Source organism: Allobosea sp. GW823-FHT01F03, assembly GCF_058798075.1.
Genome location: NZ_CM179505.1, coordinates 1100414 through 1125507, shown reverse-complemented (window position 1 = coordinate 1125507; position 25094 = coordinate 1100414). Strand labels below are relative to the sequence as shown.

The following is a 25094-nucleotide window of genomic DNA, read 5'->3' as shown; positions in this document are numbered from 1 at the left end:
GACCGGAACTGGTTTCTTGGCCTCAGTGCAGCACGGCGCTGAGGAAGGTCTTGAGCTCGGGCGTCTGCGGCTCGGCGAGCACCGCCGCGGCCTGGCCTTCTTCGTGGATCCGGCCCTCGTGCATGAACACGACACGCGAGCCGAACCGGCGGGCGAACCCCATCTCGTGGGTGACGAGGATCATGGTCATCCCCTCCTGCGCCACGGATTCCAGCACCTTCAGCACCTCGCCGGTCAGTTCCGGGTCGAGCGCCGAGGTGACCTCGTCGAACAGCATCAGCTTGGGCTGCATGGCGAGCGAGCGGGCGATGGCGACGCGTTGCTGCTGGCCGCCGGATAGCTGGGAGGGAAAGGCGTCGAGCTTGCCTTCGAGGCCGACGCGGCGCAGCACATCGGCGGCGACCTCGCGGGCCGCTTCCGGGGCCTGCTTCTTCACGACCCGCGGCGCGAGCGTGATGTTGTCGCAGACCGAGAGATGCGGGAACAGGTTGAAGCTCTGGAAGACGATGCCGACCTGCTGGCGCAGCTTGCGCAGATCGGTGGCGGGATCGTTGACCTGAACGCCGTCGACGCGGATCGTGCCGGCCTGGATTTCCTCCAGCCCGTTGACACAGCGCAGCAAGGTGCTCTTGCCCGAGCCGGAGCGGCCGATCACGGCGACGACCTCGCCCTTGGCGACGTCGAGCGAAACGTTCTTCAGCACCTGATTGGAGCCGTAGCTCTTGCTGATTTCCCGGATTTCAACGAGCGACATCGAGCTTCCGCTCGAGCGAGCGGCTCCATTGGGTCAGAGGGAAACACATCAGGAAGTAGATGCAGGCGACGGTGATGTAGACCGCGAAGGGCTTGTAGGTGCCCGCCGCCGTCAGCTGGCCCTCACGGGTCAGCTCGACCAGCCCGATCACCGCCGCGAGCGAGGTGTTCTTGATCAGTTGGACCAGGAAGCCCACGGTCGGCGGGATCGCGACCCGTACCGACTGCGGGATGATGACGTAGCGCAGCTGCTCGGCGAGCGAGAGCCCGAGCGAGGCGCCGGCCTCCCATTGCGTCCTGGCGATCGAGACCAGGGCGCCGCGCCAGATCTCGCCGAGGAAGGCGCTGCCATAGACCGAGAAGGCGACGGCCGCCGCGAGCCAGGGATTGACCGAGATGCCGATCAGCGGCAGCCCGAAGAAGATCAGGAACAGCCAGACCAGCAGCGGCGTGCCCTGGACGATGTGGATGTAGCCGGCAGCCAGCCAGCGCACCGGCGCGAAGGGCAGGATGCGCGCGATCGCGATCGCCAGACCGATGACGGATGCGCCGGCGAAGGCCGTGACGGTCAGCAGCAGCGTCCAGCGCGCCGCGCCGACGAGGTACATCACGTCGATGAAGCCGAATTCTCTGATCATCGCTGCACGAAAGCCAGGCGGTAGATCACCGCGAAGAGGCCCCGGAAGGCGAAGGCGAGCGAAAGATAGAGCACGCCGATGACGGTATAGACCTCGAAGTCGCGGAAGGTGCGCGACTGAACGATCGAGGCGGCATGGAACAGATCCTCGACCGAGATCTGCGAGACCACGCTGGTCGCCAGCATCATCAGCACGAACTGGCTGGCGAGCGCCGGGAACATCGCCTTCAGCGCCGGGAAGACCACGATATAGCGGAAGACCTGCAGACCCGAGAGCCCGAGCGAATGCCCGGCCTCGATCTGCGCCTTCGGCACCGCTTCGAGGCCGGCGCGCACGATCTCGGTGGTGTAGGCGCCAAGATTGATCACCAGCGCGATCATCGCCGCGGTCAGCCCGTCGAGCCGCAGGCCGAGGCTAGGCAGACCGAAGAAGATCAGGAAGAGCTGGACCAGGAGCGGGGTGTTGCGGATCACCTCGACATAGGCGCCGACGAGGCGGCGCAGCCAGCCCGGGCCGTAGACGCGCGCCGCGGCGCAGAGGACGCCGATCGCCAGACCGCCGACCATCGCGACGCCGGACAAAAGCAGGGTGATCCAGACGCCATCGAGGATCGACTCCCAGGCGGCGAAGACGTCGCGGAACTGGAGACCGTACTTCATCGCGTCAGGCCCACCAGGCCCGCGGACCGGCGGTCCGGTGCCCGACGACTGCCCACGCTTGCTGCGGCAATGGCGTCATGTCTCCCCCTCTTTACGGGGAGGCTGATTGACTTCTTATTTGATGTCAAGCTTCATATATGAAACCAGATTGGTGTGGGCATCATGAGCGACCCCGTCGAAGCCGAGACCGACGACAAGGCCAGCTACGCGGCGCCGGCCCTGGAGAAAGGGCTCGATATCCTCGAACTCCTGGCCGAGGTCGGCGAACCGCTCTCGACCCGCACGATCGCGGAGCAGTTGCGGCGCTCGAAGAGCGAGATCTTCCGCATGGTCTTCGTGCTGCAGCAGCGCGGCTATCTCGAACGTGAGGCCGGGACCGATCGGCTCGGTCTGTCGCGTCGCCTGTTCGATCTCGGCATCCGGACGCCGGGCGGCAAGCAGCTGACCGCGGCCGTGCTGCCGCTGATGGAGCGCTTCAGCGAGGAAAGTGGCCAGGCGGCCCATCTCGTCGTCCTCAGCCGGGCGCAGACCGTGGTGCTGGCGACCACGGCGGGCCATCTCGACGCCAGCGTGATCGTCCGGCCCGGCTATGGACGCCCGGCGCTGGAGGCCAATTCCGGCCTGCTCATCCTCGCCTTCCAGTCGGAAGCACGGCGGCGCGCGCTGATGCGCGAGGCCGAGCCGGAGTTCCGCAAGCGGCTCGACCAGCCCGAAACCGAGGCGATCTTCGCGGAGATCCGCGAGCAAGGTCATCGCATCGCGCCGAGCCGCGACATCCTCGCCGTCACGGACATCGCCTGCCCGGTGGTCGGCCTCTCCGGCTATGCCGAGGCCGCGATCCTCGTGCCCTGCCTGAAGCGCCACGGCGTCGCCACCGATGAAGAGGCGATCCTGCTCACGCTGAAAGCCTGCGCCGCCGAAGCCGGCTTGCGCCTGCCTCTCGGCTGAGCGCCGAAACCGAGAAAATCCTCGGCTTTTGCCGCAGGGATACCCTGCCCTTGCCACATGCTTTTCAAGATTGGTCGCGATTTTCCCTCTGACCGCAACAAACGGCACGGAGGAGGACCGCAATGGCCGAAACCGCGACGAACACGCAAGCGCCCGTGATGACCGATCCCGAATGGATCGCGCTGGAAAGCATCAGCGAGGAAACCCGGCGCTTCATCTTCGGCGAAGCGATGCTGCGCCTGCTTCAGGGACGGGGCCTCGCCGAGCCCGGCGACGAGCGCTGGAACGTGACCCAGGAAGGCCAGCAGGCCCTCCAGGCCCGCAGCAACTGATCAGGCGCCCCCCTCGTCGTCGTCCTCGACTGGCCGGAATCACCCGGCCGGTTGCAACGGCCTGAGACGATGCGCATCTCTGCGGCTGCGACAGCCAAACGCATGAGCCGGAGCCGCCGATGAAACGCCCCGTCACCATCACCGTTTCCCATACGCTCGGGCGAGAAGCCGCCCGGGCGCGCCTGCAGGGCGGCGTCGACAAGGTCCGCGACAAGCTCGGCACGCTGCACATGCAGCTCACGCAGGAGGACTGGCAGGGCGACACGCTGCATTTCGGCGTCGCCGCCCTCGGCCAGACCGTGAACGGCAAACTCGACATCGAGGACAGCCTCGTCCGGGTCGAGGTGATGCTGCCCTGGATGCTCGCCGTCTTCGCCGAGAAGCTGCGCCTCGGCGTCGAGAAACAGGGCCAAATCCTGCTGGAGCACCAGCCGACCAAGGCCTGAGCGCCTGCTCTACCCCTCGCCATCCATCAGCGGGTGCAGGTCGCGCACCAGGCTCTTCAGCCGCTCGTCGAGGATGTGCGTGTAGATTTGCGTCGTCGCGATGTCGGCATGCCCCAGCAATTCCTGGACGACGCGCAGATCCGCGCCGTTCTGCAGGAGATGGCTGGCGAAGGCGTGTCGCAGTACATGCGGACTGACCTTGGCCGGCGACAGCCCCGCCTCCGCGGCGAGTGTCTTGAGATCGCGCCCGAAGGCCTGCCGGGTCAGATGCCCGCTCTCGCCATCCGACGGAAAGAGCCAGCGCCCGCCGGCATCACCCTGCTGGCGCAGGAAGGCGAGATGCGCGGCGGCCGCCAGCCGTGCCGCCTCGTTGAGCGGCACCAGCCGGTCCTTGTCGCCCTTGCCGCGCACCACCAGGAAGCGCTCGCGCGTCGTCGCGGCCGAGAGCGGCAGGGCGATCAACTCGGAAACACGCATGCCGGTGGCGTAGAGCATCTCGATCAGGCAGCGCATCCGCAGGCTGCGCGCCTGCGCCGCCGGCGACTGGCCTTCGCGCTCCGCCGCCTGCTGCGCGGTCGCGATCAGCCGGTCGACCTCGGCGACCGAAAGCACCTTGGGCAAGGGGCGCCCGAGCCGCGGCCCCTCGATCGCCGCGGTCGGGTCGCTGCCGACCAGCCCCTCGGTGTAGAGGAAACGATGGAACTGCCGCACCGCCGACAGCCGCCGCGCCGCGGAAGAAGCCTTGAGCCCGCGCTCCGAAAGCTCGGCCAGGAAGGCCCGGATATCGGCTGCAGCGACGTCGGCCGGGCCGCCATGTCCGGCGGAAAATTCGAGATAGTCGTCGAGGTCGCGCTGATAGGCCTCGATCGTGTTCTTCGCCGCGCCGCGCTCGGCTGCGAGCATGTCGAGGAAGGCGTTCACCCAGGCGCGTGCTTGCCGGGTCATCTTCGGCGACTCATTTCTGCAGCTTCGAGGGCGGCACGACCTCGACCATCTCGCGCGGCTCCGGCTTGACGAAGGTGACGAGCGCGACCATGCCGCCGAACACCAGGCCACCGATCACGGCGAGGAAAGTCAGGAACTTGAACAGCGTCGGCACGGCCGGCGATTTCCTTGTTAACCTTATCGGTTATTCCCGATCCGCGCCCGCCGATGCAAGCCTTGGATCGTCGAGGAGCAGGCGCGCTCGTCGCAGGCCGCGCAGGCTGCTGCCGACGAACCAGCGCGCCTCGCCCCGCAAATCCTCGACCCTCAGGGCGGCCTCCCGTGCCTGGCCCGCCTCCAGCAGCTCGCGGCGTAGCACACCTTGTAGCAGGCCATGCGCGAGGGGCGGCGTCAGCAGCACGCCGTCGCGCTCGAGAAAGACGTTCGCCCGGCTGGTCTCGGTGACGAAGCCCTCGCGGTTGAGCAGGAGCGCATCGTCGCGGCCTTGCGCCTCGGCAGCGGCAAAGCAGCGCTCATAGCGCCCCCGGTGCGTCGTCTTGTGCCGCACGAACGGATCGGCGGCATCGCTCCGCTCGGCCGCGATGCCGATCGTCAGCGTCCGCTCCGCCTCCCTTGGCAGCGGCGCATGCCGGATCGAAACGGAGCCGTCGCGCCGCAGCTCGAAGCGGACACGCTGTTCGCTCTCCTCCCCGAATCCGCCGGCGCATTCGGCCAGCTGCGCCCTCAAGGCCTCGCCGTCGAAGCGGAAACCCAGCTCCGCCGCCGAGCTGGCGAGTCGTCCAAGATGCAGCTCCAGCCGGCGATAACCTGGCCCCCGCGACCAGAGCAGCGTCTCGAACAGCCCGTAATCCTCGGCGAGATCAGTCAGCACCCGGGCCTTCAGCCGGCATTCCGCGAACTCGCTCGCCGGATCGGAATCGACGACGATGCCGCCGCCGACCCCATAGACGCCTCGCCCGTCAGGCAGCAGCGTCGCCGTCCGGATCGCGACGTTGAAGCGCAGATCGCCATTCGGCGCGATCGCGCCGATCGAACCGGTATAGGCATCGCGCGGTGCCCCTTCGAGCTCGCGGATGATCTCCATGGCGCGCAGCTTGGGCGCGCCGGTCACCGAGCCGCAGGGGAACATCGCCCGGAGCAATTCGCCCGCCGACAGGCCCGGCCGCAGCCGTCCCGTCACCTCCGAGGTCAGGGTGTGCAGCGTCGGATAGGTCTCGACGCTGAAGAGCTTCGGCACGGCGACGGAGCCGATCTCGCTGACCCGGCCGAGATCGTTGCGCAGGAGATCGACGATCATCAGGTTCTCGGCGCGTTGCTTCGGATCGGCTCGCAGCGCCGCCATCGCCGCGGCATCGCCCGCCGCATCCGCGCCGCGTGCGACCGTGCCCTTCATCGGCCGCGTCGTCGCGTCGCCGCCTTGCGTCTCGACGAAGAGCTCGGGCGAAACCGAGAGCAGCGTCGCCGCGCCCGTCGCGACGATGCCGCCATGAGCGACCGGCTGGCTGGCGCGCAGCGCCGCATAGAGGGCGAGCGGATCGCCGCCATAGCGGAAGCGGATCGGAAAGGTGAGATTGACCTGATAGGCATCGCCCGCTCGCAGATAGTCGAGCACATGCCCGACCGCGGCGGCATGCTGCGCCTCATTGAGACCGAGCGCGACGGCGTCCAGCGGCGGTGGCGCAGCGAGGCCGGCGAATTGCCGGTCGAGCGCGGCGGCATCCAGCGCCTGAGCCTCGCGGAACAACCCGATCCAGAGCAGCGGCAGGGTCCGCCCCTCCGGCAGCAATGGCGCCAGGCGCGGCTCGAAGGCGTAGCCGAGCTCATAGGAGAGAAAGCCCGCCGCATGCAGCCCCGCCGCAAGCCCCGCCTCGATCCGAGCCAGCGCCGCCGGGGCCTCGGACAGCCCCTCGGCTTCCACCACCTCGATTGGTTCGGCGTAGAGCAAAGCCGAGCCAGTGCTGCGATCGTCGAGCAGCACGAAGGGCGCGCGTAGAGCTGCGATCTCGACCTCTCCTCCCGACCTCGGCATGCCGCTTTCCTCCCGTCCCTGCATCGGCCGGTAGCAGTCTGACTCGTCGCGGCCGGTCAAGGCGCGGCAGGACCTGCGCGGCGCATCAGGAGGACGTGGCGGCAAAGCATCGCACATGCTAGAGCGGCAAGGAGGAAACGTTGCGATGCTGATGGCCGATACTGTCGAAACGCTTGATGTCGCCGCCCTGCGCACCGCGCTCGGCCGGCGCTCCGTCGTGCTCGTCGGCATGATGGGGTCGGGCAAGAGCTCGGTCGGCAAGCGGCTCGCCACACGTCTCGGCCTGCCCTTCGTCGATGCCGACACCGAGATCGAGACGGCCGCCGGCATGTCGATCCCCGACATCTTCGCCCAGCGCGGCGAGACCGAATTCCGCGACGGCGAGCGCCGCGTCATCGCGCGCATCCTGGCTACTCGTTCACCCCTGGTGCTGGCGACCGGCGGCGGCGCCTATATGAATCCCGACACCCGCGCCCGGATCGCCGAATTCGGCATCTCGATCTGGCTCAAGGCCGATGTCGACGTGCTGATGCGCCGCGTGCGCAAGCGTAGCAACCGCCCGCTACTGCGTACCGCCGACCCGGAGGGGACGATGCGCCGCCTCCTCGCCGAGCGCGAACCGGTCTATTCCCAGGCCGACATCACCGTGATTTCCAGCGACGATCCGCATGAGATCGTCGTCGAAGCCGCGCTCGCAGAGCTCGAGCGTGCAACGAGCAGCCGATGACCAAGCAAGCAGCAGATGCCGCGCGCGCCGAGCGCATTCTCGTTCCCGTTCCGCTCGGCGAGCGCGCCTATGACATCCTGATCGGGCGTCACCAGCTCTGCGAGGCCGCCGGGGTCATCGCCAAGCTCGCTCCGGGTGCCCGCGCCGCCATCGTCACCGACGACAATCTCGCCACGCTGCACGCCCCGGCGCTGGAAAGCTGCCTGCACCAGGCCGGCATCGCGACGACCCGCCTGACGATCCGGCCCGGCGAGGCCTCCAAATCCTATCCCTGCTTCGTCGAGCTCTGCGACGGGCTGCTGGCCGCCAAGATCGAGCGCAACGATCTCGTCATCGCGCTCGGCGGCGGTGTCGTCGGCGACCTCTCGGGCTTTGCCGCCTCGGTGCTGCGGCGCGGCGTGCGCTTCGTCCAGATTCCGACGAGCCTGCTCGCCCAGGTCGATTCCTCGGTCGGCGGCAAGACCGGCATCAATTCCGGCCATGGCAAGAACCTGATCGGCGCCTTCCACCAGCCGGCTCTGGTGATTTGCGACACCGCTCTGCTCGATACGCTCAGCGAACGCGAGTTCAAGGCCGGTTATGCCGAGGTGGTGAAGTACGGGTTGATCGACGACGCCGCCTTCTTCGACTGGTGCGAGGCGAACTGGCGGCGCGTCATCGCCGGCGGGCCGGAGCGCGACCATGCCGTCGCCACCGCCTGCCGCGCCAAGGCGGGAATCGTGGTGCGCGACGAGCGCGAGGATGGCGACCGCGCCTTGCTCAATCTCGGTCACACCTTCGCCCATGCGCTGGAGCGGCTGACCGCCTATGATTCCAGCCGCCTCGTCCATGGCGAAGCGGTCGCGATCGGCCTCGCGCTGGCCTTCCGCTTCTCGCAGCGGCTCGGCCTCTGCCCGGGCCAGGATGCCGGGCGCGTCGCGGCACATCTTGGCGCGGTCGGCCTGCCCTCGCGGCTGCAGGACGTGCCGGGCGGCGTCGGCAGCGCCGCCGAGATCGTCGAGGCCATGACCCAGGACAAGAAGGTCAAGCGCGGCGCACTGACCTTCATCCTCGCCCACGGCATCGGCAAGAGCTTCATCGCGCCGGGCGTTCCCGCCGACGAGGTGCGCGGCTTCATCGAAAGCGAACTCGCGGGGGCCTGATCGCACGCCAATGGCCGCGCTCGTCCCCATCGATCCCTGGCTGGCGGTCGCGATCGTCGTTCTCGGCCTGTTGCTGACCGGCTTCCTCTCGGCCAGCGAGGCGGCGCTCAACGCGACATCCCGCGCACGACTCACCGCACAGGAGAAGGCCGGCAGCCGGCGCGCCGCGATCGCGCTGCGCGCGCTGTCGAACCGCGAGCGCCTGAGCGGCGTCCTCCTGCTCGCACGCACCTTGGTCAAGACCGCGACGGCGGCCTTCGCCACCTATGCCGCCGCGGTCCTCTATGGCGCATCGGGCGCGCTCTGCGCCGCAGCGGCCGTCGCGCTGCTCGCCATTCTTTTCGGCGAGCTCGCGCCGCGCATGGTGGCGGTCGCCAAGCCGGACCGCACGGCGCTCTTCTTCGTCCGGCCGGTGGCGCGCCTGCTCACCGTGCTCGGCCCGCCGCTACGCCTGCTGCAATGGCTGGCGCGGCGCTGCATCGGCCTGTTCGGGCTGCGGATCGATTCGCAGCGCCCCGTGCTCGCCACCGACGAGGTGCTGCGCGACCAGGTCGAGCTGATGCGCCAGCAGGGCACGGTCGAGAAGGCCGATGGCGACATGGTCAGCGGCCTGCTCGACCTGAAGGACCTCGAAGTCGCCGACGTGATGATCCACCGCACCAAGATGCGCACGATCAATCTCGATCTCGGCCCCGAGGCGATCGTGCGCGAGGTCCTCGCCTCGCCCTATACGCGCCTGCCGCTCTGGCTCGAAAAGCCGGAGAACATCGTCGGCATCCTGCACGCCAAGGATTTGCTGCGCGCGCTCGACGCCGCGGGCGGCGATGCCGGCAGGCTCGATGTCGGCGAGATCGCGCTTTCGCCCTGGTTCGTGCCGGTGACGACCTCGCTGCCCGAGCAGCTCAAGGCCTTCCTCGCCCGCAAGACGCATTTCGCCCTCGCCGTCGACGAATATGGCGAGGTCATGGGTCTGGTCACCCTGGAGGACATCCTCGAAGAGATCGTCGGCGATATCCGCGACGAGCACGACATCGCCCTGCCCGGCCTGCGCCCGCAGGCGGATGGCTCGGTCATCGTCGATGGCGGGGCGCCGATCCGCGACCTCAACCGCGCCATGGACTGGAACCTGCCGGACGAGGAGGCGACCACTGTCGCCGGGCTCGTCATCCACGAGGCGCGCGCCATTCCCGAAGCCGGCCAGGCCTTCACCTTCCACGGCTTCCGCTTCGAGGTGATGCGCAAGAGCCGCAACCGCGTCACCGCGCTGCGGATCACGCCGACGGGCAACGGCCCGGCCGAGCCGCCCCCCGCCGCCTGATCGCGGTCAGCCGAGCTTCGCCAGGAAATCGGTCGCCCGGTACCCCTCCGGCGCTCCTTCGACGATGAAGGCGGCACTGCGCGAATTGTTCGTCCTGAGCGGCAGGATCGCCTGATAGCCCGGCGAGGCGTACCAGGCCTGCGCGGCTTCACGATCCGGAAAGGCGATGACGACGAGATCGCCCTCCCAGGGCCCTTCCAGAACCTCGGGCGTCACGCCATGGATCAGGAAGCGGCCACCGAAGGGCGCGAGGGTCTCGTCGATGCGCAGGATGTAGTCGACGATCTCGGCGTTGCGATCGACGTCGCGCAAATGGGCGATGGCATAGGCGGTCATGGCAAGGTCCCCTTGGAGCGGGTCTCGACCCGCGATACCGGCGACCATGCGGGCAATGGAGCGGCCGGTCGATTACCTCACAGGTAAGGGAAGCCGCCCTAGATCACCGCGCGTCCGTTCGGACGCGGTCACGGTGATCTATCTCATTGTTGTCGCATCGGAGTTGTCCGAAAAGTGGAGTCCACTTTTCGGTCCGATGCTATAGCTCACCCCTCGACGATACCCTTGGTCGCCAGCGACGACTCCCTCGCCTCGGCGGGCTTGTCGGTCACGAGATACTGCGCCCGCGCCAGCGCCTCGAAGCGCCCGCCCTTGGCGACGAGTTCCTCGAAGGAGCCCATCTCGATCACCCGGCCCTGCTCGAAGACCAGGATGCGGTCGGCATTGCGGATCGTGGCGAGACGGTGGGCGATGACGAAGGTGGTGCGCCCCTTCATCACCTCGTCGAGAGCTTTTTGAAGTTTGACTTCAGTTGCTGCATCGAGCGCCGAGGTCGCCTCGTCGAGGATCAGGATCGGCGGGTTCTTGAGCAGCGCCCGGGCGATCGAGAGGCGCTGGCGCTCACCGCCGGAGAGGGTGCGGCCGCGCTCGCCGACGATGGTGTCGAGCCCGTCGGGCTGGCGCGCCATCACCTCCGTCGCCTGGGCACGGTCGAGCGCTTCCATCATCTCGGCATCGGTCGCGTCCGGCTTGCCGACGGTCAGGTTCTCGCGGATCGAGCGGGCGAACAGCATCGGCTCCTGGAAGACGACGCCGATGTTCCGGCGCAGCGAGAGCAGCGAGATCTCGCGGATGTCCCTGCCATCGGCGAGGATCCGGCCCGATTGCGGATCGAAGGCCCGGTGCAGCAGGCCGAGCGTGGTCGACTTGCCCGAACCGGTCGAGCCGACGATGGCGATCGTCTCGCCGGGCATGACCTCGAAGGAGACGTCGGCCACGGCGGCACGCTTGCCGTCATAGGAGAAGGAGACGTCGTCGAAGGTGATGCGGCCTTCGAGCCGGCCGGCATCGGGCGCACCCGGCAGGTCGCGCACCGCCGGCAGCGTGTCGACCACCTCGAAGAACTCCCGCATCTTCGGCGCCTGCATGAAGATGAAGTTGACGAAGGCGACGATCTGCTCGAGCCGGCCGACCAGCATGGTGGCGAAGCCCATGAAGGTGACGATCTCGCCGACCGTGGTCTGCCCCTGCATCAGGAGCCAGGTGCCGACGACGAAGATCGAGAGCACGGTCAGCGTCGCCGAGGCGCGCGTTGCCACCGTCGCCACCGCCCACCAGGTCAGGACCGGGATCTGAGCTTCGAGCAGGCTGGTGATCGTCGAGCGCAGGCCGCGTACCTCGGCCTCGATCCGGGTGAAGCTCTGGATCACCGGGACGTTGCCGAGCGCGTCCGAAGCCCGCTCGGCGAGGCTCGAATGATAGCTCTCGACATTGCTCTGCAGCTTGTCGGTCTTGCGCAGCACATAGGCCGTCAGCGAGCCGAACAGCACGACCAGGAAGATCAGCAGGAGCCCGAGCTGCCAGTTCTTCCAGAGCGTGAAGGGCAGCAGGATGAAGAGCGCGACGAAGCTCGCGCAATGCTCACGAAAGAAGGAGAGCCACAGCGCCCACATGCCGCTGGTGCCTTCCAGCATCACCTTGAGGACGCGGCCGGAATGGGTCTGCGTGTGATAGGCGAGCGGCAGCGTCAGCGCGTGCTCGAAATAGTTCGCCATCACCGCGAGCCGCCGGCGATGCGCCAGACGATCGGCGAACAGCGCGACGAACACGCCCGCGGCGATGTTGAACAGGCCGAAGCCGACCCAGGCGGCGATCAGGAGGTTGATGTCGCTCCAGCTCGGCCGGTTGCCCGCGTTCTGGACGCTGGTCAGCTTGTCGATCAGCGCACCGAACAGCATCGGCTCGGCGAAAGCCGCCGCCGCCAGGGCGATATTGGCCAATGCCAGGATCAGCCCGAGGCGCCTCTCGGGGCCGAGTTCGCCGAGCACGCGGGCATAGAGCGCAAACAGGGACATCGCAGGACCTTAGAGTACGGGCGCGAGCAGACGACACCGGTTGTGGTGAAAATCCGGCGCGAAATCAAACGGGCTCCATCGCGATTCGGCGAAACCGCCTTCAGATCCCTGCAGCGCCTGCCGGCATGAGGAGTTTCTCAACCTTAACGCTTCCTTCAACCCGCGCGCCCTATCGTTTGGAGCATGCGAGAGGCCGGGCGAGCAGCGTCGGCGGCGACGCGCATCAGGATAGCCTTTTCATGGATCTCGCAACCGGCGTCGGCATTATCGGTGGCATCGCGACGATCGTCTCGCTGATCTTGATCGATGGTGGCAATTTCGCCGCCTATTGGGACAAGCACGCCGCGATCATCATCTTCGGCGGCGCCTCGGCTGCCACCCTGCTGCGCTTCCCTTTCTCGGTGATCGCCAATGGCCTGCCCATGGGCATCCGCTTCGCCTTCACCATGCGCGCCATCCATCCGCGCGAGCTGATCGACGAGATCACCCGCGTCGCCGAGATCAACCGCAAGAGCGGCCCGGTGGCGCTGGAAAACGTCGAGGTCTCCGACCCGTTCCTGGCCCAGGGACTGCGCTACATCGCCGACGGCTACGACAAGGATTTCATTCGCGACACGATGGAGCGCGACCGCGACAACTTCCTGCAGCGGCTCGACGAAGGCTCGAAGGTCTACCGCGCCATCGGCGACTGCGCCCCGGCCTGGGGCATGATCGGCACCATAATCGGCATGGTCACCATGTTCGCCAACATGTCCGACCCGTCCAAGCTCGGCCCGGCCATGGCGACCGCACTGCTGGCGACGCTCTACGGCGCCATGGTCGCCAACATGCTCACCCTGCCGATCGCCGACAAGCTGCACATCAAGCTCGAGGAGGAGGAGATCTCGCGCACGCTGATCATCGACGGCGTGCTGCAGATGCGCGACGCCAAGAGCCCGACCCTGGTGCGCGAAATGCTGCTGGCCTATCTGCCCGATCATCATCGGGCCGAGATGGCGCAAGCCAGCTGAAGGGCGGCTGAACGATGGCCAGGAAGAAGCGCGGCGGCCATGGCGGTCACGGCTGGTTCGTGACCTTCGCCGACCTGATGGCGCTGCTGATGGCCTTCTTCGTCATGGTCGCGGCCTATTCCAGCCAGGACAAGCAGAAGCTCCAGATCGTCGCCGGCTCGATGCGCGACGCCTTCGGCACGCAAAAGGACGTCCGCCTCGCCGGCATCGTCGAGGTCGACGGCATCCCGACCAAGACCCATATCAAGAATTCCTATGTCCGGCCGATCGAGGACGCTTCCGACAACACCGCGCCCAACCACAACCAGCAGAAGGAAGACGGCCTGATCTCGGCGACGCATGATCGCGGCTTTGCGCTCGCCGCCGCCTCGCTGCGTCAGGCCCTGCGCGAGATGCCGGAGATCGGCGAGCTCTCGCGCAACATCCTCGTCGAGGTCTCGGAGACCGGCATCGACATCCAGCTCGTCGACCAGGATGGGCGCGCCATGTTCGACGAGAGCTCGGTCCAGCCCAATGCCAGCATGCGCAAGTTGCTCGCCGCCATCGCTCCGACGCTGCGCCGCATGCCCAACAAGATCGCGATCACCGGCCATACCGCAACGCCGAGGCCGGGCACATTCCTACGTGGCAATCCCTGGGCACTCTCGGTCGGCCGTGCCTCCGCCGTGCGGGAGATCCTCGGCAATGCCGGCGTACCCGACGAGCGCTTCGCCTCGGTCGCCGGCAAGGCCGACACCGAGCCGCTGATCAAGGACAATCCCTATCTGCCCTTCAACCGCCGCGTCGCCATCGTGCTGAAGGCGGACGCGCCGCCCTTGCCCAACGGCGCAAAGCCCTGACGCCGGCCCCCGCCGGGATCAGGGCGCGACGATCAGTGCCCAGTAGACCTGGTATTTCGAACCTGGCGCATAGGCCGAAGCGATGCCCATCCGGGTCGCGCCCGGCGCCTTCATGACGCGATCGTGCTGGGGCGAATCGCGCCAGCCGGAAAAGGCCTCCGCCAGCCGCCGGTAGCCGGCCGAGAGATTGGCCTCGGCTCCGGGCTGGCCGGCGCGCGCCAGACGTGCCTTGACCGCTTCGGCCTGCGCCGGTTTGTCGGCCGCCGCCATCGCTTTCGCCTCCTGCTCGGCCGCCTGCATCAGCTCCGGATCGAGCTTCAGCGTGGCGAGGCCGGCATTCAGGCGATAGGCCGAGATCGTCGCCCGCGCCGCCTCCGCATCGACGCGCGCCGAGGGCGAGCCGAGATCGCGATAGAAGGCCGGCTGGGTCCGTACCGGCTCGGTGCAGCCGGCGATGTTGAACAGCGCCAGGGCGCCGGCCAGCGCGGCAGGGCAGCTCATTGCGCGCCCACGGGCGGGACGAGCGGAAAACGAAAGCATCGCATCATTCCTTGTTGTCGTCCTTGCCTGCGGCCTCGTCCTTGCCGGCCTCCGGCGCAGAGCCGTTCTTGGCGGGAGCATCTTCCTCGGTCTCGTCCGCTGCGACTTCGTTCGCCGCGCGGGACCGGCTCGCCTTGACCTTGCTCGCTCCCTTCCGCGCGGGAGCCTTGCGCTCGCCGGCGACGGCGGTCGCGATGCTGCCGAGCGACTGCTCGATGCCCTCCAGCCCCTTCACCGTCAACTCGGCGGCCGCTGCCGGCTTCTCGAGCTCGGCGAGGCGCTTGTGGATGACGTAGTTGAGATCGCTGGTGACGCGGCCGACCTGGTCGACGTCACCGACCACGCAGATCAGGTCGAAATCCAGGGTCGTCGTGGCGATCTTCTTGAACAGCACGTTTGGCGGCGGCTTCTTCAGCACGTCGCCATGCTCGGTGCCGGCATCCGCCAGCAGGGAACGCACCTCGGTCGGATCGAATGTGCGCGGCACGCTGATCGAGATCAGCACGCGCCCCGTACGGTCGGAGCGGACACGGTTGCGCACCACGCCGGAGACCAGGTTCGAGTTCGGCACGACGACCGTGGAGCGGTCGAAGGTCTCGATCTCGGTCGAGCGCACATTGATGCGCTTGACGATGCCCTCGGCGTCACCGACCAGCACCTGGTCGCCGACCCGGATCGGCCGCTCCCAGAGCAGTATCAGCCCCGAAACGAAGTTCGACACCACCGATTGCAGGCCGAAACCGATACCGACGGAGAGCGCCGAGGCGACCAGCGTCAGCCGCTCCAGGCTGAAGCCGAGCGTCGAGACCGCGAGCGCTACGGCAGCTGCATAGCCGAGATAGCCGGCGGCGGTGGTGATCGAATTGCGCAGGCCGGTGTCGAGCTTGGTCGTCGGCAGGAACTTGTCGTTGAGCCAGCCCTGCAGCGAGCGCGTCGCGGCGAGACCGAGCGCGAACATCGCGGCGGCGACGAAGATCGAAGACAGCGAGACGGTGACGCCGCCGACCTGGAAACCGAAGAAGGCCGCGCGCAGGGAGGTCAGGAAGTCAGCCGATTCCAGCCCCCAGGGCGCCAGGACCAGCATGATCGTCACGACGATCAGCACGATCTTGAGCACGCCGGTGAGCACCACCGCGAATTTCTGCAAAGTGGCGGCGCGCAGGCCGACGCCCGTCCGCAGGGTCAGCGCGAAGCGCCCCTCGCCGGTCAGGAGATTGCCGATGCCGAGCTCGATCAGTTGCATCAGCAGCACGAAGAGGCCGGCGAGGATCCCGAGCCAGAGCACCTGCTCGGTCAGGAAGGTGGCGAGCACGACATAGCCGAGCAGCACCGCCAGGATGATGGCGACGCCGACCACCCAGGACAGGATGCGCACCGGACCGAGGCTGGCCCCGTCGACCGGAACATAAGGGCCGAGGCAGGCTTCCTGCTCGATCTCGTCATTGTCGCGCAACCGGTAGAGGCCGACGACCAGCGTCAGCGCAAAAAGCGCGGCAAGGACGCTGCGCACGATGATCGACAGCGTCAGACCGGCGGCGATCGCCTGCAGCCAGGCTTCGAGAACCTTGCCGCTCGCCATCACGATGGCGAGCCAGCCGGCCATCCAGACCACGGTGCGCGCGGTCGATTCCATCACGCTGACCAACCGGCGCTGCGGCTCGCCCGGGGCGAACAGCGCGTCGGCCAGTGCCTGGACAAAGGCGAAGAGCGCGAGCCCGTAGACGATGGCGAGGATCACCGGCTGGATGCGGGGCGGCAACAGGCCGGCCGTGTTGAGCGCGGCATAGATCAGCCAGCTCGCCAGCGCCGGCGGCGCCGAACGGGCGAACAAGCGGATGATCGCGCCATAAAGGCAACGGACCTCGCTATCGGTCTCATGCGCCGCGAGACGGTTGCTCAATCGCGGCAGATAGCGCGCGCGGGCAACATAGAGGCCGATCGCGCCAATGAAGCCGAGCAGCACGATCACCCCGCGGGGGCTCAGCAGCGCGGCGCTGAAGACCGAGAGCCAATCACCGAAGACGAGATGCGAGGCGCGAATATCCGACGGCAGCGTCGTGACCGTCGCGGCCCAGGTTTCCGGGCTCAGCGGCGAGGGGCCGGGCGCGAACAGCATCTTGGCGAAGCGCTCGCGCCTGAGGTCGCTGATCGCCGTCTGCAGTTGCTCGGCCTGGAGCTGGGTCGCCCGGGCGAGCTTGAGCGACTCGTCGGCCTCGGAGAACCCCTTTTCGCGCGCATCGCGCTCCTTGGCGACTTCAGCGGCTTCCGGCGGCGCCTTGGCGTCCGGCTTCGGCCCGAGCTGCTCGAGCCGCGCCCTCGCCTGCTCGAAGCGCGGTGCCTGTTCCTCGGTCAGGGCGCGGATCTGGTCGAGCAGGGGCTGCAGGCGCAGCCTCTGCCGCTGCAGCTCGGCATCGGAGGCATTTGGATTGCCCAGCGCCGACTCGATCTGGGTCAGCTCGCCCCTGATCGAATCGACTCTGGCGCGCGCGGCCGCCGGGTCGGCCGGCTGGGCCAGCGCCGAGAGCGGCAGCAGCAGGAAGAGCCCGAACAGGGCGGCGCCGAGTCGGCCGCCCAGAACGGCGAAGGCGTTACGGGCTTTCGACGTCACTGGCATTCCGATCTCGCCGGGCTGATTCGCATCCTTGCGCAGCCTCGCCACCGCTGCGCGGCGAAATCAAGCATGCCGGAGAAAAGCGGTTGCGGGCGGGCTTCGCGGCGACGCCGCGCCGGCCGGCAAGGTTCGGAGAAGGACATCACATTCCCGTGAAAACGAGCCGGATACTGCGGTCACGCAGCGCCATTTCGGCAAGAAACCGGACAGCATGATGGCGGAACCTCGTCGCTGCGGCGGCTTCGCGCTCCGGCCACGGCGTTACCCCCGCCCCCGCGAGACCGTGATCGCCGCCATGCCGCAGAGGTACTGGCGCTCCCGCGCCAACTCGGTTTGTATTTCGTCCAATATAAATCTGGCCCGGAGCGGCCGGAACGACCGAACGGCGAGGCGCGCTGGCTCTCTCGCCAGCTCTGGAATCGAAACCGGGAGGTTTGCGATGGCTAAGCTCAACATCAACGGCAAGACGATCGATGTGGAGGTCGACGGCGACACGCCGCTACTCTGGGTCATACGCGAGCAAATCGGCCTGACCGGCACGAAATATGGCTGCGGCGTCGCTCAATGCGGCGCCTGCACCGTGCATGTCGACGGTGTCGCCACGCGCTCCTGCTCCATGCCGGTGAGCGCCGTCACGGCCGAGCAGAAGATCGTAACCATCGAGGGGCTGTCGCCCGATGGCAGCCATCCGCTGCAGAAGGCCTGGATCGAGCACGACGTGCCGCAATGCGGCTTCTGCCAGAGCGGCATGATCATGGCCGCCGCAGCCATGCTCCAGGCCAATCCCAAGCCGTCGGAAGCCGATATCGCGGCCGAGATGACCAATATCTGCCGCTGCGGCACCTATAACCGCGTCAAGGCCGCCATTCAGCAGGTCGCCGCCGGCGGCGAGCTCGGCCGTGGCTGAACCCTGTTTCCCTTCACAGCGCCGGGCTCGATCGCGATCCGCCGAATGGCCGCTCGCCTCGCCCATGCCGACCAGAATCTGGAGGACGCCATGACATCCGCCTCTGCCGTCGAGATGAAGCTCTCCCGCCGCAGCCTGCTCGCCGGCTCGGCCGCCGCCGCTGGTGCCTTCAGCTTCGGCTTTTCCGTGCCCTTCGCCGACGAGGCGCTGGCCCAGGGCGCGACGCCCGAAATCAACGCCTGGGTCGTCGTCCAGCCCGACGACAAGGTGGTGATCCGCATCGCCCGCTCCGAAATGGGCCAGGGCACGCTCACCGGCCTCGCCCAACTCGTCGCCGAGGAGCTGGAATGCGACTGGGCCAAGGTCACGACCGAATATCCGACGCCCGGCCAGAATCTAGCCCGCAACCGCGTCTGGGGAAATTTCTCGACCGGCGGCAGCCGCGGCATCCGCGAATCCCATGACTATGTCCGCAAGGGCGGCGCGGCTGCGCGGATCATGCTCGTCCAGGCCGCGGCCGGCGAATGGAAGGTCCCCGCCGCCGAATGCAGCGTCAGCAAGGGGGTGATCACCCACAAGGCGTCCGGCCGTTCGCTGCGCTATGGCGAGGTCGCGGCCGCCGCCGCCAGGCTCTCGCCCCCGACCGAGGTGCCGCTGAAGGATCCGAAGGACTGGACCATCGCCGGCAAACCGTTGAAGCGGCTCGACACCGCCGACAAGACCAACGGCAAGAAGATCTACGGGATGGACTTCAAGCTGCCGGGGATGCTCAACGCCGCGATCAAGGACTGCCCGGTCTTCGGCGGCAAGGTGAAGAGTTTCGACGCTGCAAAGATCAAGGACATGCCCGGCGTGAAGCATGTCGTGCCGGTCGGCGACAGCGCCGTCGCGGTCGTCGCCGACACCTGGTGGCGCGCCAAGACCGCGCTCGACGCGCTGTCCATCGTCTGGGACGAGGGCGAGCATGCCAAGGTCTCGAGCGAGAGCATCGCCGCCTGGCTGAAGGAGGGGCTCGACGCGCCGCAGGCAGCCGTCGGCAACCAGGTCGGCGACGTCAAGGCGGCGATCGCCGGCGCGGCGCGGACGATCAAGCAGGTCTATTCCTATCCGTTCCAGAACCATGCCTGCATGGAGGTGATGAACGCGACCGCACTCTACACGCCGGAGCGCTGCGAGGTCTGGACGCCCACGCAGAACGGCGAGGCGGCGCTGGCCGCGACCGCCGAGGCCTCCGGCCTGCCGCTGGCGAAATGCGAGGCCTACAAGATCGATCTCGGCGGCGGCTTCGGCCGGCGCGGCGCGGTGCATGACTGGGTCCGCCAGGTCGTCGCGATTGCCAAGCAGATCCCGGGCACGCCGGTAAAGCTGATCTGGTCGCGCGAGGAGGACATGCTGCATGGCCGCTTCCATCCGGTGACCCAGTGCAAGCTGACAGGTGCGCTCGACAAGGACGGCAACCTGACCGGCCTGCACATGCGCATCTCCGGCCAGTCGATCGTCGCCGGCATCTTCCCGCAGAACATCCAGAACGGCCGCGACCCCGCCGTCTTCCAGGGCCTCAACCCGCCGGGACCGGAAGCCTCGATCGGCTACACCATCCCGAACCTCCTGATCGACCACGCCATGCGCAATCCGCATGTGCCGCCGGGCTTCTGGCGTGGGGTCAACCTCAACCAGAACACGATCTATCTCGAATGCTTCATCGACGAGCTCGCCCATGCCACCGGCAAGGACCCGCTCGAATTCCGCCGCGCGCTGATGAAGAGCCATCCCAAGCACCTCGCCGTGCTCAACGCGGTGGCCGAAAAGGCCGGCTGGGGCACCAAGGCGCCCGAAGGCGTCTATCGCGGCATCTGCCAGACCATGGGCTTCGGCTCCTATGTCGCGGCGGTCGCCGAGGTCTCGGTCAGCCCCGAGGGCAAGCTCAAGGTCCACAAGATCACTGCCGCGACCGATCCGGGCCATGCCGTGAACCCGGCGCAGATCGAGCGCCAGGTCGAGGGCTCCTTCGTCTACGGCCTCTCCGCCGCGCTGTTCGGCGAATGCACCGTCAAGGACGGGCGCATCGTCGAGGAGAATTTCGACAGCTATCCGGTCATGCGGCTGGAGGACATGCCGGCGGTCGAGACGGTGATCGTGCCCTCGGGCGGCTTCTGGGGCGGCGTCGGCGAGCCGACCATCGCCGTCGCGGCGCCGGCCGTTCTCAACGCGATCTTCGCCGCCACCGGCAAGCGCGTGCGGTCCATGCCGCTCCGCCACGCCGATCTGCGCAAGGCGTGAGGTTGCGCGACACTGCGAGAGGCAAGTTGCCCTTCGCGAAAACACGAGGTCATCCCGGCCGGAGCGAAGCGAAGAGCCGGGATCCATGCCGGAACGCTGACCTGAAAAGCTCAGGCATGGATCCCGGGTCGACCTGCAGTCGCCCGGGACGACTAGCGCTTGTCCTGGCAACGCTTCTCGCTGCTCCCGCGGGCGCCCTCGAAGCCTACACCATCGCCGGCGACGCGATCCCGGCGCCGCTCGGAGGCGAGATCGGCGACGCCCCCCGCGGCCGGGCGCTGGTGCTCGACCGCACGCGCGGCAACTGCCTGATCTGCCACCGGGTGCCGGTGCCGGACGAGCCTTTCCAGGGAACGATCGGCCCGCCACTCGCCGGCGTCGGCGCAAGGCTCACTGCCGGCCAGTTGCGGCTGCGCCTGGTCGACACCAGCCTGCTCAACCCGGAAACCGTGATGCCGCCCTATTTCCGCACCGAAGGATTGCGAGACGTCGCCCCGCAATTTCGCGGTCTGCCGGCCCTCAACGCCCAGGAGATCGAGGATGTCGTCGCCTATCTCGCCAGCCTGCGCACGCCCTGAAGCCGGCCCCTCGCGCCGCGAGGTGATGGCGGCCGGCGCCGCCGGCTTCGCGCTGGCCATCTCGCCCGCAGCAGCTTATGCCGCCGCGCCTCCCGCCCTCGCCGAGCTGATCGGGCGTATCACCGAGGGAGCCGTCCCGGCTCGCGGCGGCATCGTCTTCGACATCCCGCAGCTGGTCGAGAACGGCAATTCGGTCGATGTCGCGATCCAGGTCGAATCTCCGATGACCGAGAGCGACCATGTCCGCTGGATCCATGTCATCGCCGAGAAGAACCCTTATCCCGACATGGCGCGCTTTCATCTCGGTCCTCGCAGCGGCAGGGCCGACATCCGCGCCACCCTGCGTCTCGCCACGTCGCAAAAGGTCGTGGCGATCGCCGCGCTGAGCAGCGGCGGCTATGTCATGGCCGACGCCGATATCGTCGTGACGCTCAGCGCCTGCATCGACGGAGGCTGACTTCAATGTCGACGTTCAACGCCCGCATCACCATGCCCGCCGAGGCCAAGGCCGGTGAGATCATCGAGATCCGGGTGCTCGTCCGCCATCCCATGGATCGCGGCGGGCAGGTCGACGCGAAGGGCCGCATCGTACCGCGCAAAATCCTCAACCGCCTGACCGTAACCTATGCCGGCGAACCGGTCTTCCGCTTCGACATGCATACCGGCATCTCGGCCAACCCCTTCGTCAGCTTCACCACCCGGGCCGTCGAAACCGGCGACCTGCTTTTCGAATGGCGCGAGGATGGCGGGGCGGTCTTCACCCGCACCGCGCGCCTCGTCGTGACGTAACGGCAGCGCTTCGATGAAAATCACAGCCCTCATCCTGAGGAGCCGCGCCAGCGGCGTCTCGAAGGATGTTCCAGAGCGCGCTGGAACATCCTTCGAGACGCGATCTGCGATCGCTCCTCAGGATGAGGGCTTTGGTTCCCGTCAGTCTGTTTGGCTGGCGATCCTGTCCATCGGCTTGCTGCTTGCTGCCGTCCCCGCAACAGCCCAGGAGATCAAACCGGGCAGCGCCTTCCTCTCGCCGGAGATGCTCCGGCAGCAATCTGACGAGGCCCGCAATCCCGGCTTCCTCTGGGTCGAGCAGGGCGGGGAACTCTTCAGCCGGCACAGCGGCGCGGCGCCGGCCTGCATCGCCTGCCATGCCGATCCGGAGCGAAGCCTGAAGGGCGCCGCGACCCGCTATCCGCAGGTCGATGCCGCCAGCGGCAAGCTGCTCAATCTCGAAGGGCGCATCGAGCAATGCCGCACGCAACGCCAGAACGAGCCGGCCTTCGGCTATGAAAGCCCTGAACTGCTGGGGCTCACCGCCTATGTCGCCTCGCTCTCGCGCGGCCTGCCCATGGCCGTCGCGACCGAAGGGGCGGCCAAGCCCTATCTCGAAGCCGGCAAGGCCTTCTATGAGCGCCGGCAGGGCCAGCTCAACCTCTCCTGCCGGCAATGCCATGACGGTCTCGTCGGCGAAAAGCTGCGCGGCGACACGATCAGCCATGGCATCGGCACCGGCTATCCCGCCTATCGCCTCGAATGGAACGGCGTCGGCTCGCTGCACCGGCGCCTGCGCGCCTGCTCGCTCGGCGTCCGCGCCACGCAGTTCGACTATGGCGCCCCGGACTATCTCGCGCTGGAACTCTATCTCGCCGCGCGCGCCAAGGGGCTGGCCTTGGAGAGCCCCGGCCTGCGACGCTGATCAGCCGGATTGGCTTGGCCCGGCGGGCCGAAGCCGCCACGATGGCGGCACATTCCTGTCGGAGATGCGGCGGATGCTGCGCCTGTCTGCCCTGTTCGCCCTGCTGATGTGCGCCACCCCCGCGCTCGCGCAGCCGGCCGCGGAACCGCAGGCTCCGGTCGTCGCGGCTGGCCCTGCCGCAAATCCCGCCGCCGCGACTGCCGCTGCGCCGCCGCCCGCTGCGAACCCCGCCCCCTTCGTCCTCAAGGACACCGAGGTCAGGACGATCCGCGCCAAGGCGCTGCAGCGCGATTACGAGATCTATGTCGCCCTGCCGCCATCCTACCATTCTTCGCCGCGGCGGCGCTTCCCGGTGCTGTTCGTCAGCGACGGCGACTATTCCTTCCCGCTGGTCCGCAGCATCGCCCAGCGCGTCGGCAACCGCGCCCAGGGGCTGGAGGAGTTCATCCTCGTCGGCCTCTCCTATGCGATCGGCGATAGCAGGCAATACAGCCGGCGGCGCGACTACACGCCGACGCCGAACGGCGAGAAGACGAGGGACGAATCCGGCCGCCCGCCGCTCTTCGGCGAAGCGGAAGGCTATCGCCGCTTCCTCGCCGAGGAGCTGATGCCCTTCGTCGCCGCGACCTATCGTACCGACACCACCCGCAGCATCTATGCCGGCCACTCCTATGGCGGCCTGTTCGGCGTCCACATCCTTCTGACCGAGCCGAAGATGTTCTCGCACTACATTCTCGGCAGCCCCTCGCTCTGGTTCGACCAGAAGGTGATGTTCGCCCGCGAGAAGGCCTATGCCGACGCCAACAAGGATCTGAAGGCGAATGTGCTGATGGCGATCGCCTCCTATGAGACGATCAACAAGGCCTCCAGCGACCCGCGCTTCAGCCGCAACCTAGACATGATCGCCGACATGCAGGACTTCGAGAAGGCGCTGCGCTCGCGCGAATATCCCGGCCTGTCGCTGACCAGCGAGATCATCCCCGGCGAGGACCACCTCACCGTCTTCCCGGCGGTGATCACGCGCGGGCTGCTGTGGGCGCTGCCGGCGAAGCGGGATTGAGGGTTACTACGCAGCGTATGCCGTCATCCCGGACAAGCCGCGAAGCGGCGCCGCTCCGGGATCCATCGTCGAGCGGCACGCCCCATGATGGATTCCGGCATTCCGCTTCGCTCCAGCCGGAATGACAGAGGTAGGGACGGATAGATCAGTCCTTCTTGCCCTTACCCGCTTTCTCCATCTCGTCCGTGTCCTTCTCCTTGCCCTTCGGCTTCTGCCGGTTGCGGTAGCTCGCATTGCCGAGCCCGGTGCCGATGGTCAGCACGGCCCAGTTCTCGACATCCTGCATGAACGGCATTTCGCTGAGCCCCTGCACCACGGCGTCGTTGTGCATCACCACCACGGTCTCGTGCTCGCCGATCTCCGGCGCCATCTCGCGGATGCTCTCGACCAGGTTGAAGCGGCTGCTCGACCAGTTGCCCGGCAGGTTCTGCGCCCCGCGATCGATCGCGCCATCGGCCTCGATCAGCCCGGGACAGCCGACACCGATAAAGGGCGCGACGCGCAAGCCCTCCTTCCCGGCTTGCCTGATCTGCTCGCGCAGCATCTTGCCGAGCCGTTTCACCGCCTCCTCGCGGCTCGGCTCATCGTCGGCATGACGCCAGAGCTCGGTTTCCCAGACCCGTGCCTTGCTGAGATCGGGCGCCTTGTCCTGGCGCAGCTCGACGATGCCGGCCCGGATGTTCGAGCCGCCGATATCGACGGCGACCAGGCTGTCATAGGCCTCGAAGATCCATTTCGGCGCGAGATGCGCGCTGCCGACCAGACCGGCCTCGTCCGGATGGTGCCGGACCGGCACGAGCTCGATCGCATGCCCCTCCGATTGCAGGATGATGCCGGCCCGGGCGATGGCGAGCTCGCCGACCCGGCTCTGGCGAAAGCCGCCGCCGACCACGATGCGCTCGACCGGAGCCCAGGCCTTCTGCCGCAGGAAGCGACGGATCACGAAGGACAGCGACTGGGCGAAGCGCTCGACCGCGGAGAGCACCAGCGCAGCTTCGCGCGCCTCGCCCTTGCTGATCAGCTCGTCGAGCTCGGACTTGCTCGGCATCGCATCGGTGTCGCCGAGCGGGTCCTCGCCATTCTCGGCAAGATGGCCGCGCAATTCGGCGAGATGGTCCATGAAGGCGCCGCGGCTCGCCTTGTCGCCGATGAAGCCGTCGCCATCGCGTATTTCGAGATTATAGCTGGTGACGGTGACCGAGGGCAGCTCCTGCGCACCATGCCCACCCTTCGTGCCCGCCTTCGCCGCCGTTGCAACCGCCATCGTTCGCTCCCCTGCCGTCGCCGA

General features: G+C 67.7%; 26 protein-coding genes. 15 read left to right on the top strand and 11 right to left on the bottom strand.

Features of this window, described 5'->3' with window-relative positions; translation table 11 throughout:
- Positions 1-22: 22 nt before the first annotated feature.
- From AC3RCC_RS05180 to AC3RCC_RS05170, 3 genes are read right to left on the bottom strand one after another with little or no spacing between them, the layout of a single operon-like run.
- The gene (locus AC3RCC_RS05180; RefSeq protein ID WP_291649351.1) at positions 23-754 is read right to left on the bottom strand and encodes an amino acid ABC transporter ATP-binding protein; all 732 of its coding nucleotides are present in this window, start codon (positions 752-754) and stop codon (positions 23-25) included.
- The gene (locus AC3RCC_RS05175) at positions 741-1391 is read right to left on the bottom strand and encodes an amino acid ABC transporter permease (protein ID WP_291649350.1); all 651 of its coding nucleotides are present in this window, start codon (positions 1389-1391) and stop codon (positions 741-743) included. Before AC3RCC_RS05175 ends, AC3RCC_RS05180 begins: the two co-directional genes overlap by 14 nt.
- Positions 1388-2050 carry an amino acid ABC transporter permease gene (locus AC3RCC_RS05170; RefSeq protein ID WP_291649348.1) on the bottom strand — a complete coding sequence of 221 codons (663 nt, stop codon included), beginning with the start codon at positions 2048-2050 and terminating at the stop codon, positions 1388-1390. Before AC3RCC_RS05170 ends, AC3RCC_RS05175 begins: the two co-directional genes overlap by 4 nt.
- Before the next feature lie 162 nt (positions 2051-2212).
- On the opposite strand from AC3RCC_RS05170, the gene AC3RCC_RS05165 reads away from it, so the two are divergent.
- The 3 genes from AC3RCC_RS05165 (at position 2213) to AC3RCC_RS05155 (ending at position 3776) form a co-directional block, all read left to right on the top strand.
- Positions 2213-2998 (top strand): IclR family transcriptional regulator, encoded by a 786-nt coding sequence (locus AC3RCC_RS05165; protein WP_291641770.1) that lies wholly within the window; start codon positions 2213-2215, stop codon positions 2996-2998.
- 122 nt (positions 2999-3120) lie between these two features.
- Positions 3121-3330 (top strand): hypothetical protein, encoded by a 210-nt coding sequence (locus AC3RCC_RS05160; protein WP_291641772.1) that lies wholly within the window; start codon positions 3121-3123, stop codon positions 3328-3330.
- Between the two features lie 119 nt (positions 3331-3449).
- Entirely contained in the window at positions 3450-3776 is a 327-nt protein-coding gene (locus tag AC3RCC_RS05155; RefSeq protein ID WP_291641774.1) for a polyhydroxyalkanoic acid system family protein, read from the top strand.
- A 9-nt stretch (positions 3777-3785) separates the two neighbouring features.
- Here AC3RCC_RS05155 and xerD read toward each other — a convergent pair whose 3' ends face one another.
- Genes xerD through AC3RCC_RS05140 form a run of 3 tightly spaced genes read right to left on the bottom strand, consistent with a single transcriptional unit; the run spans position 3786 to position 6750 of the window.
- Entirely contained in the window at positions 3786-4721 is a 936-nt protein-coding gene (gene xerD / locus AC3RCC_RS05150; protein WP_291641776.1) for a site-specific tyrosine recombinase XerD, read from the bottom strand.
- A 10-nt stretch (positions 4722-4731) separates the two neighbouring features.
- Positions 4732-4875: a histidine kinase gene (locus AC3RCC_RS05145; protein WP_291641778.1), complete on the bottom strand. Its 144-nt coding sequence runs from the start codon at positions 4873-4875 to the stop codon at positions 4732-4734.
- Positions 4876-4905: 30 nt separating this feature from the next.
- Entirely contained in the window at positions 4906-6750 is a 1845-nt protein-coding gene (locus AC3RCC_RS05140; protein ID WP_492257817.1) for an aminodeoxychorismate synthase component I, read from the bottom strand.
- Positions 6751-6895: 145 nt separating this feature from the next.
- On the opposite strand from AC3RCC_RS05140, the gene AC3RCC_RS05135 reads away from it, so the two are divergent.
- The 3 genes from AC3RCC_RS05135 to AC3RCC_RS05125 are packed head-to-tail and all read left to right on the top strand — an operon-like array spanning position 6896 to position 9937.
- The gene (locus AC3RCC_RS05135) at positions 6896-7477 is read left to right on the top strand and encodes a shikimate kinase (RefSeq protein WP_492257816.1); all 582 of its coding nucleotides are present in this window, start codon (positions 6896-6898) and stop codon (positions 7475-7477) included.
- On the top strand, positions 7474-8619 hold the full coding sequence (aroB, locus tag AC3RCC_RS05130) for a 3-dehydroquinate synthase (RefSeq protein ID WP_492257815.1): 1146 nt from the start codon (positions 7474-7476) through the stop codon (positions 8617-8619). The genes AC3RCC_RS05135 and aroB overlap by 4 nt, the downstream gene beginning before the upstream one ends.
- Before the next feature lie 10 nt (positions 8620-8629).
- Positions 8630-9937, top strand: coding sequence for an HlyC/CorC family transporter (locus tag AC3RCC_RS05125; RefSeq protein WP_291640782.1), 1308 nt, complete (start codon positions 8630-8632; stop codon positions 9935-9937).
- Between the two features lie 6 nt (positions 9938-9943).
- Here the strand turns inward: AC3RCC_RS05125 and AC3RCC_RS05120 are convergent, their stop codons facing one another.
- Complete coding sequence (locus tag AC3RCC_RS05120; RefSeq protein ID WP_492257814.1) at positions 9944-10273, bottom strand: DUF1330 domain-containing protein; 330 nt, start codon at positions 10271-10273, stop codon at positions 9944-9946.
- A gap of 206 nt (positions 10274-10479) precedes the next feature.
- On the bottom strand, positions 10480-12288 hold the full coding sequence (locus AC3RCC_RS05115) for a glucan ABC transporter ATP-binding protein/ permease (RefSeq protein WP_291640778.1): 1809 nt from the start codon (positions 12286-12288) through the stop codon (positions 10480-10482).
- A gap of 239 nt (positions 12289-12527) precedes the next feature.
- Between AC3RCC_RS05115 and AC3RCC_RS05110 the strand changes: the two genes are divergently transcribed.
- Both AC3RCC_RS05110 and AC3RCC_RS05105 read left to right on the top strand, forming a co-directional pair.
- Complete coding sequence (locus tag AC3RCC_RS05110; RefSeq protein ID WP_452117323.1) at positions 12528-13298, top strand: motility protein A; 771 nt, start codon at positions 12528-12530, stop codon at positions 13296-13298.
- 14 nt (positions 13299-13312) lie between these two features.
- Positions 13313-14137, top strand: a complete 825-nt coding sequence (locus AC3RCC_RS05105) for an OmpA/MotB family protein (protein WP_291640774.1) — start codon at positions 13313-13315, stop codon at positions 14135-14137.
- 18 nt (positions 14138-14155) lie between these two features.
- Here AC3RCC_RS05105 and AC3RCC_RS05100 read toward each other — a convergent pair whose 3' ends face one another.
- Together AC3RCC_RS05100 and AC3RCC_RS05095 are read right to left on the bottom strand one after the other, a co-directional pair.
- The gene (locus tag AC3RCC_RS05100) at positions 14156-14638 is read right to left on the bottom strand and encodes a CAP domain-containing protein (protein ID WP_492257813.1); all 483 of its coding nucleotides are present in this window, start codon (positions 14636-14638) and stop codon (positions 14156-14158) included.
- Positions 14639-14681: 43 nt separating this feature from the next.
- Complete coding sequence (locus tag AC3RCC_RS05095) at positions 14682-17285, bottom strand: DUF3772 domain-containing protein (protein WP_492257812.1); 2604 nt, start codon at positions 17283-17285, stop codon at positions 14682-14684.
- 442 nt (positions 17286-17727) lie between these two features.
- Between AC3RCC_RS05095 and AC3RCC_RS05090 the strand changes: the two genes are divergently transcribed.
- The 7 genes from AC3RCC_RS05090 (at position 17728) to AC3RCC_RS05060 (ending at position 23806) form a co-directional block, all read left to right on the top strand.
- Entirely contained in the window at positions 17728-18195 is a 468-nt protein-coding gene (locus AC3RCC_RS05090; protein WP_291640769.1) for a (2Fe-2S)-binding protein, read from the top strand.
- Between the two features lie 90 nt (positions 18196-18285).
- A complete protein-coding gene (locus AC3RCC_RS05085; RefSeq protein ID WP_492257811.1) occupies positions 18286-20475 on the top strand; it encodes a xanthine dehydrogenase family protein molybdopterin-binding subunit in 2190 nt (729 codons plus the stop codon).
- A gap of 116 nt (positions 20476-20591) precedes the next feature.
- The gene (gene soxX / locus AC3RCC_RS05080) at positions 20592-21053 is read left to right on the top strand and encodes a sulfur oxidation c-type cytochrome SoxX (RefSeq protein WP_492257810.1); all 462 of its coding nucleotides are present in this window, start codon (positions 20592-20594) and stop codon (positions 21051-21053) included.
- Positions 21016-21510, top strand: a complete 495-nt coding sequence (locus AC3RCC_RS05075) for a thiosulfate oxidation carrier protein SoxY (RefSeq protein ID WP_492257809.1) — start codon at positions 21016-21018, stop codon at positions 21508-21510. Before soxX ends, AC3RCC_RS05075 begins: the two co-directional genes overlap by 38 nt.
- A 5-nt stretch (positions 21511-21515) precedes the next feature.
- A complete protein-coding gene (soxZ, locus tag AC3RCC_RS05070; protein WP_492257808.1) occupies positions 21516-21842 on the top strand; it encodes a thiosulfate oxidation carrier complex protein SoxZ in 327 nt (108 codons plus the stop codon).
- 175 nt (positions 21843-22017) lie between these two features.
- Positions 22018-22746 (top strand): sulfur oxidation c-type cytochrome SoxA, encoded by a 729-nt coding sequence (gene soxA, locus AC3RCC_RS05065; RefSeq protein ID WP_492257807.1) that lies wholly within the window; start codon positions 22018-22020, stop codon positions 22744-22746.
- A 73-nt stretch (positions 22747-22819) separates the two neighbouring features.
- Positions 22820-23806: an alpha/beta hydrolase gene (locus AC3RCC_RS05060; RefSeq protein WP_492257806.1), complete on the top strand. Its 987-nt coding sequence runs from the start codon at positions 22820-22822 to the stop codon at positions 23804-23806.
- 145 nt (positions 23807-23951) lie between these two features.
- Here the strand turns inward: AC3RCC_RS05060 and AC3RCC_RS05055 are convergent, their stop codons facing one another.
- Positions 23952-25070 (bottom strand): ROK family protein, encoded by a 1119-nt coding sequence (locus AC3RCC_RS05055; protein ID WP_492257805.1) that lies wholly within the window; start codon positions 25068-25070, stop codon positions 23952-23954.
- Positions 25071-25094: the final 24 nt, after the last annotated feature.

Coding starts and splice junctions, on each gene's coding strand:
- AC3RCC_RS05100 (WP_492257813.1), bottom strand. CDS start 14,638: ATGAGCTGCCCTGCCGCGCTGGCCGGCGCCCTGGCGCTGTTCAACATC.
- xerD (WP_291641776.1), bottom strand. CDS start 4,721: ATGACCCGGCAAGCACGCGCCTGGGTGAACGCCTTCCTCGACATGCTC.
- AC3RCC_RS05120 (WP_492257814.1), bottom strand. CDS start 10,273: ATGACCGCCTATGCCATCGCCCATTTGCGCGACGTCGATCGCAACGCC.
- AC3RCC_RS05160 (WP_291641772.1), top strand. CDS start 3,121: ATGGCCGAAACCGCGACGAACACGCAAGCGCCCGTGATGACCGATCCC.
- AC3RCC_RS05055 (WP_492257805.1), bottom strand. CDS start 25,070: ATGGCGGTTGCAACGGCGGCGAAGGCGGGCACGAAGGGTGGGCATGGT.
- AC3RCC_RS05155 (WP_291641774.1), top strand. CDS start 3,450: ATGAAACGCCCCGTCACCATCACCGTTTCCCATACGCTCGGGCGAGAA.
- AC3RCC_RS05135 (WP_492257816.1), top strand. CDS start 6,896: ATGCTGATGGCCGATACTGTCGAAACGCTTGATGTCGCCGCCCTGCGC.
- AC3RCC_RS05165 (WP_291641770.1), top strand. CDS start 2,213: ATGAGCGACCCCGTCGAAGCCGAGACCGACGACAAGGCCAGCTACGCG.
- AC3RCC_RS05110 (WP_452117323.1), top strand. CDS start 12,528: ATGGATCTCGCAACCGGCGTCGGCATTATCGGTGGCATCGCGACGATC.
- soxX (WP_492257810.1), top strand. CDS start 20,592: ATGGATCCCGGGTCGACCTGCAGTCGCCCGGGACGACTAGCGCTTGTC.
- AC3RCC_RS05175 (WP_291649350.1), bottom strand. CDS start 1,391: ATGATCAGAGAATTCGGCTTCATCGACGTGATGTACCTCGTCGGCGCG.
- AC3RCC_RS05075 (WP_492257809.1), top strand. CDS start 21,016: ATGTCGTCGCCTATCTCGCCAGCCTGCGCACGCCCTGAAGCCGGCCCC.
- soxZ (WP_492257808.1), top strand. CDS start 21,516: ATGTCGACGTTCAACGCCCGCATCACCATGCCCGCCGAGGCCAAGGCC.
- aroB (WP_492257815.1), top strand. CDS start 7,474: ATGACCAAGCAAGCAGCAGATGCCGCGCGCGCCGAGCGCATTCTCGTT.
- AC3RCC_RS05125 (WP_291640782.1), top strand. CDS start 8,630: ATGGCCGCGCTCGTCCCCATCGATCCCTGGCTGGCGGTCGCGATCGTC.
- AC3RCC_RS05060 (WP_492257806.1), top strand. CDS start 22,820: ATGCTGCGCCTGTCTGCCCTGTTCGCCCTGCTGATGTGCGCCACCCCC.
- AC3RCC_RS05180 (WP_291649351.1), bottom strand. CDS start 754: ATGTCGCTCGTTGAAATCCGGGAAATCAGCAAGAGCTACGGCTCCAAT.
- AC3RCC_RS05140 (WP_492257817.1), bottom strand. CDS start 6,750: ATGCCGAGGTCGGGAGGAGAGGTCGAGATCGCAGCTCTACGCGCGCCC.
- AC3RCC_RS05090 (WP_291640769.1), top strand. CDS start 17,728: ATGGCTAAGCTCAACATCAACGGCAAGACGATCGATGTGGAGGTCGAC.
- AC3RCC_RS05085 (WP_492257811.1), top strand. CDS start 18,286: ATGACATCCGCCTCTGCCGTCGAGATGAAGCTCTCCCGCCGCAGCCTG.
- AC3RCC_RS05170 (WP_291649348.1), bottom strand. CDS start 2,050: ATGAAGTACGGTCTCCAGTTCCGCGACGTCTTCGCCGCCTGGGAGTCG.
- AC3RCC_RS05115 (WP_291640778.1), bottom strand. CDS start 12,288: ATGTCCCTGTTTGCGCTCTATGCCCGCGTGCTCGGCGAACTCGGCCCC.
- AC3RCC_RS05105 (WP_291640774.1), top strand. CDS start 13,313: ATGGCCAGGAAGAAGCGCGGCGGCCATGGCGGTCACGGCTGGTTCGTG.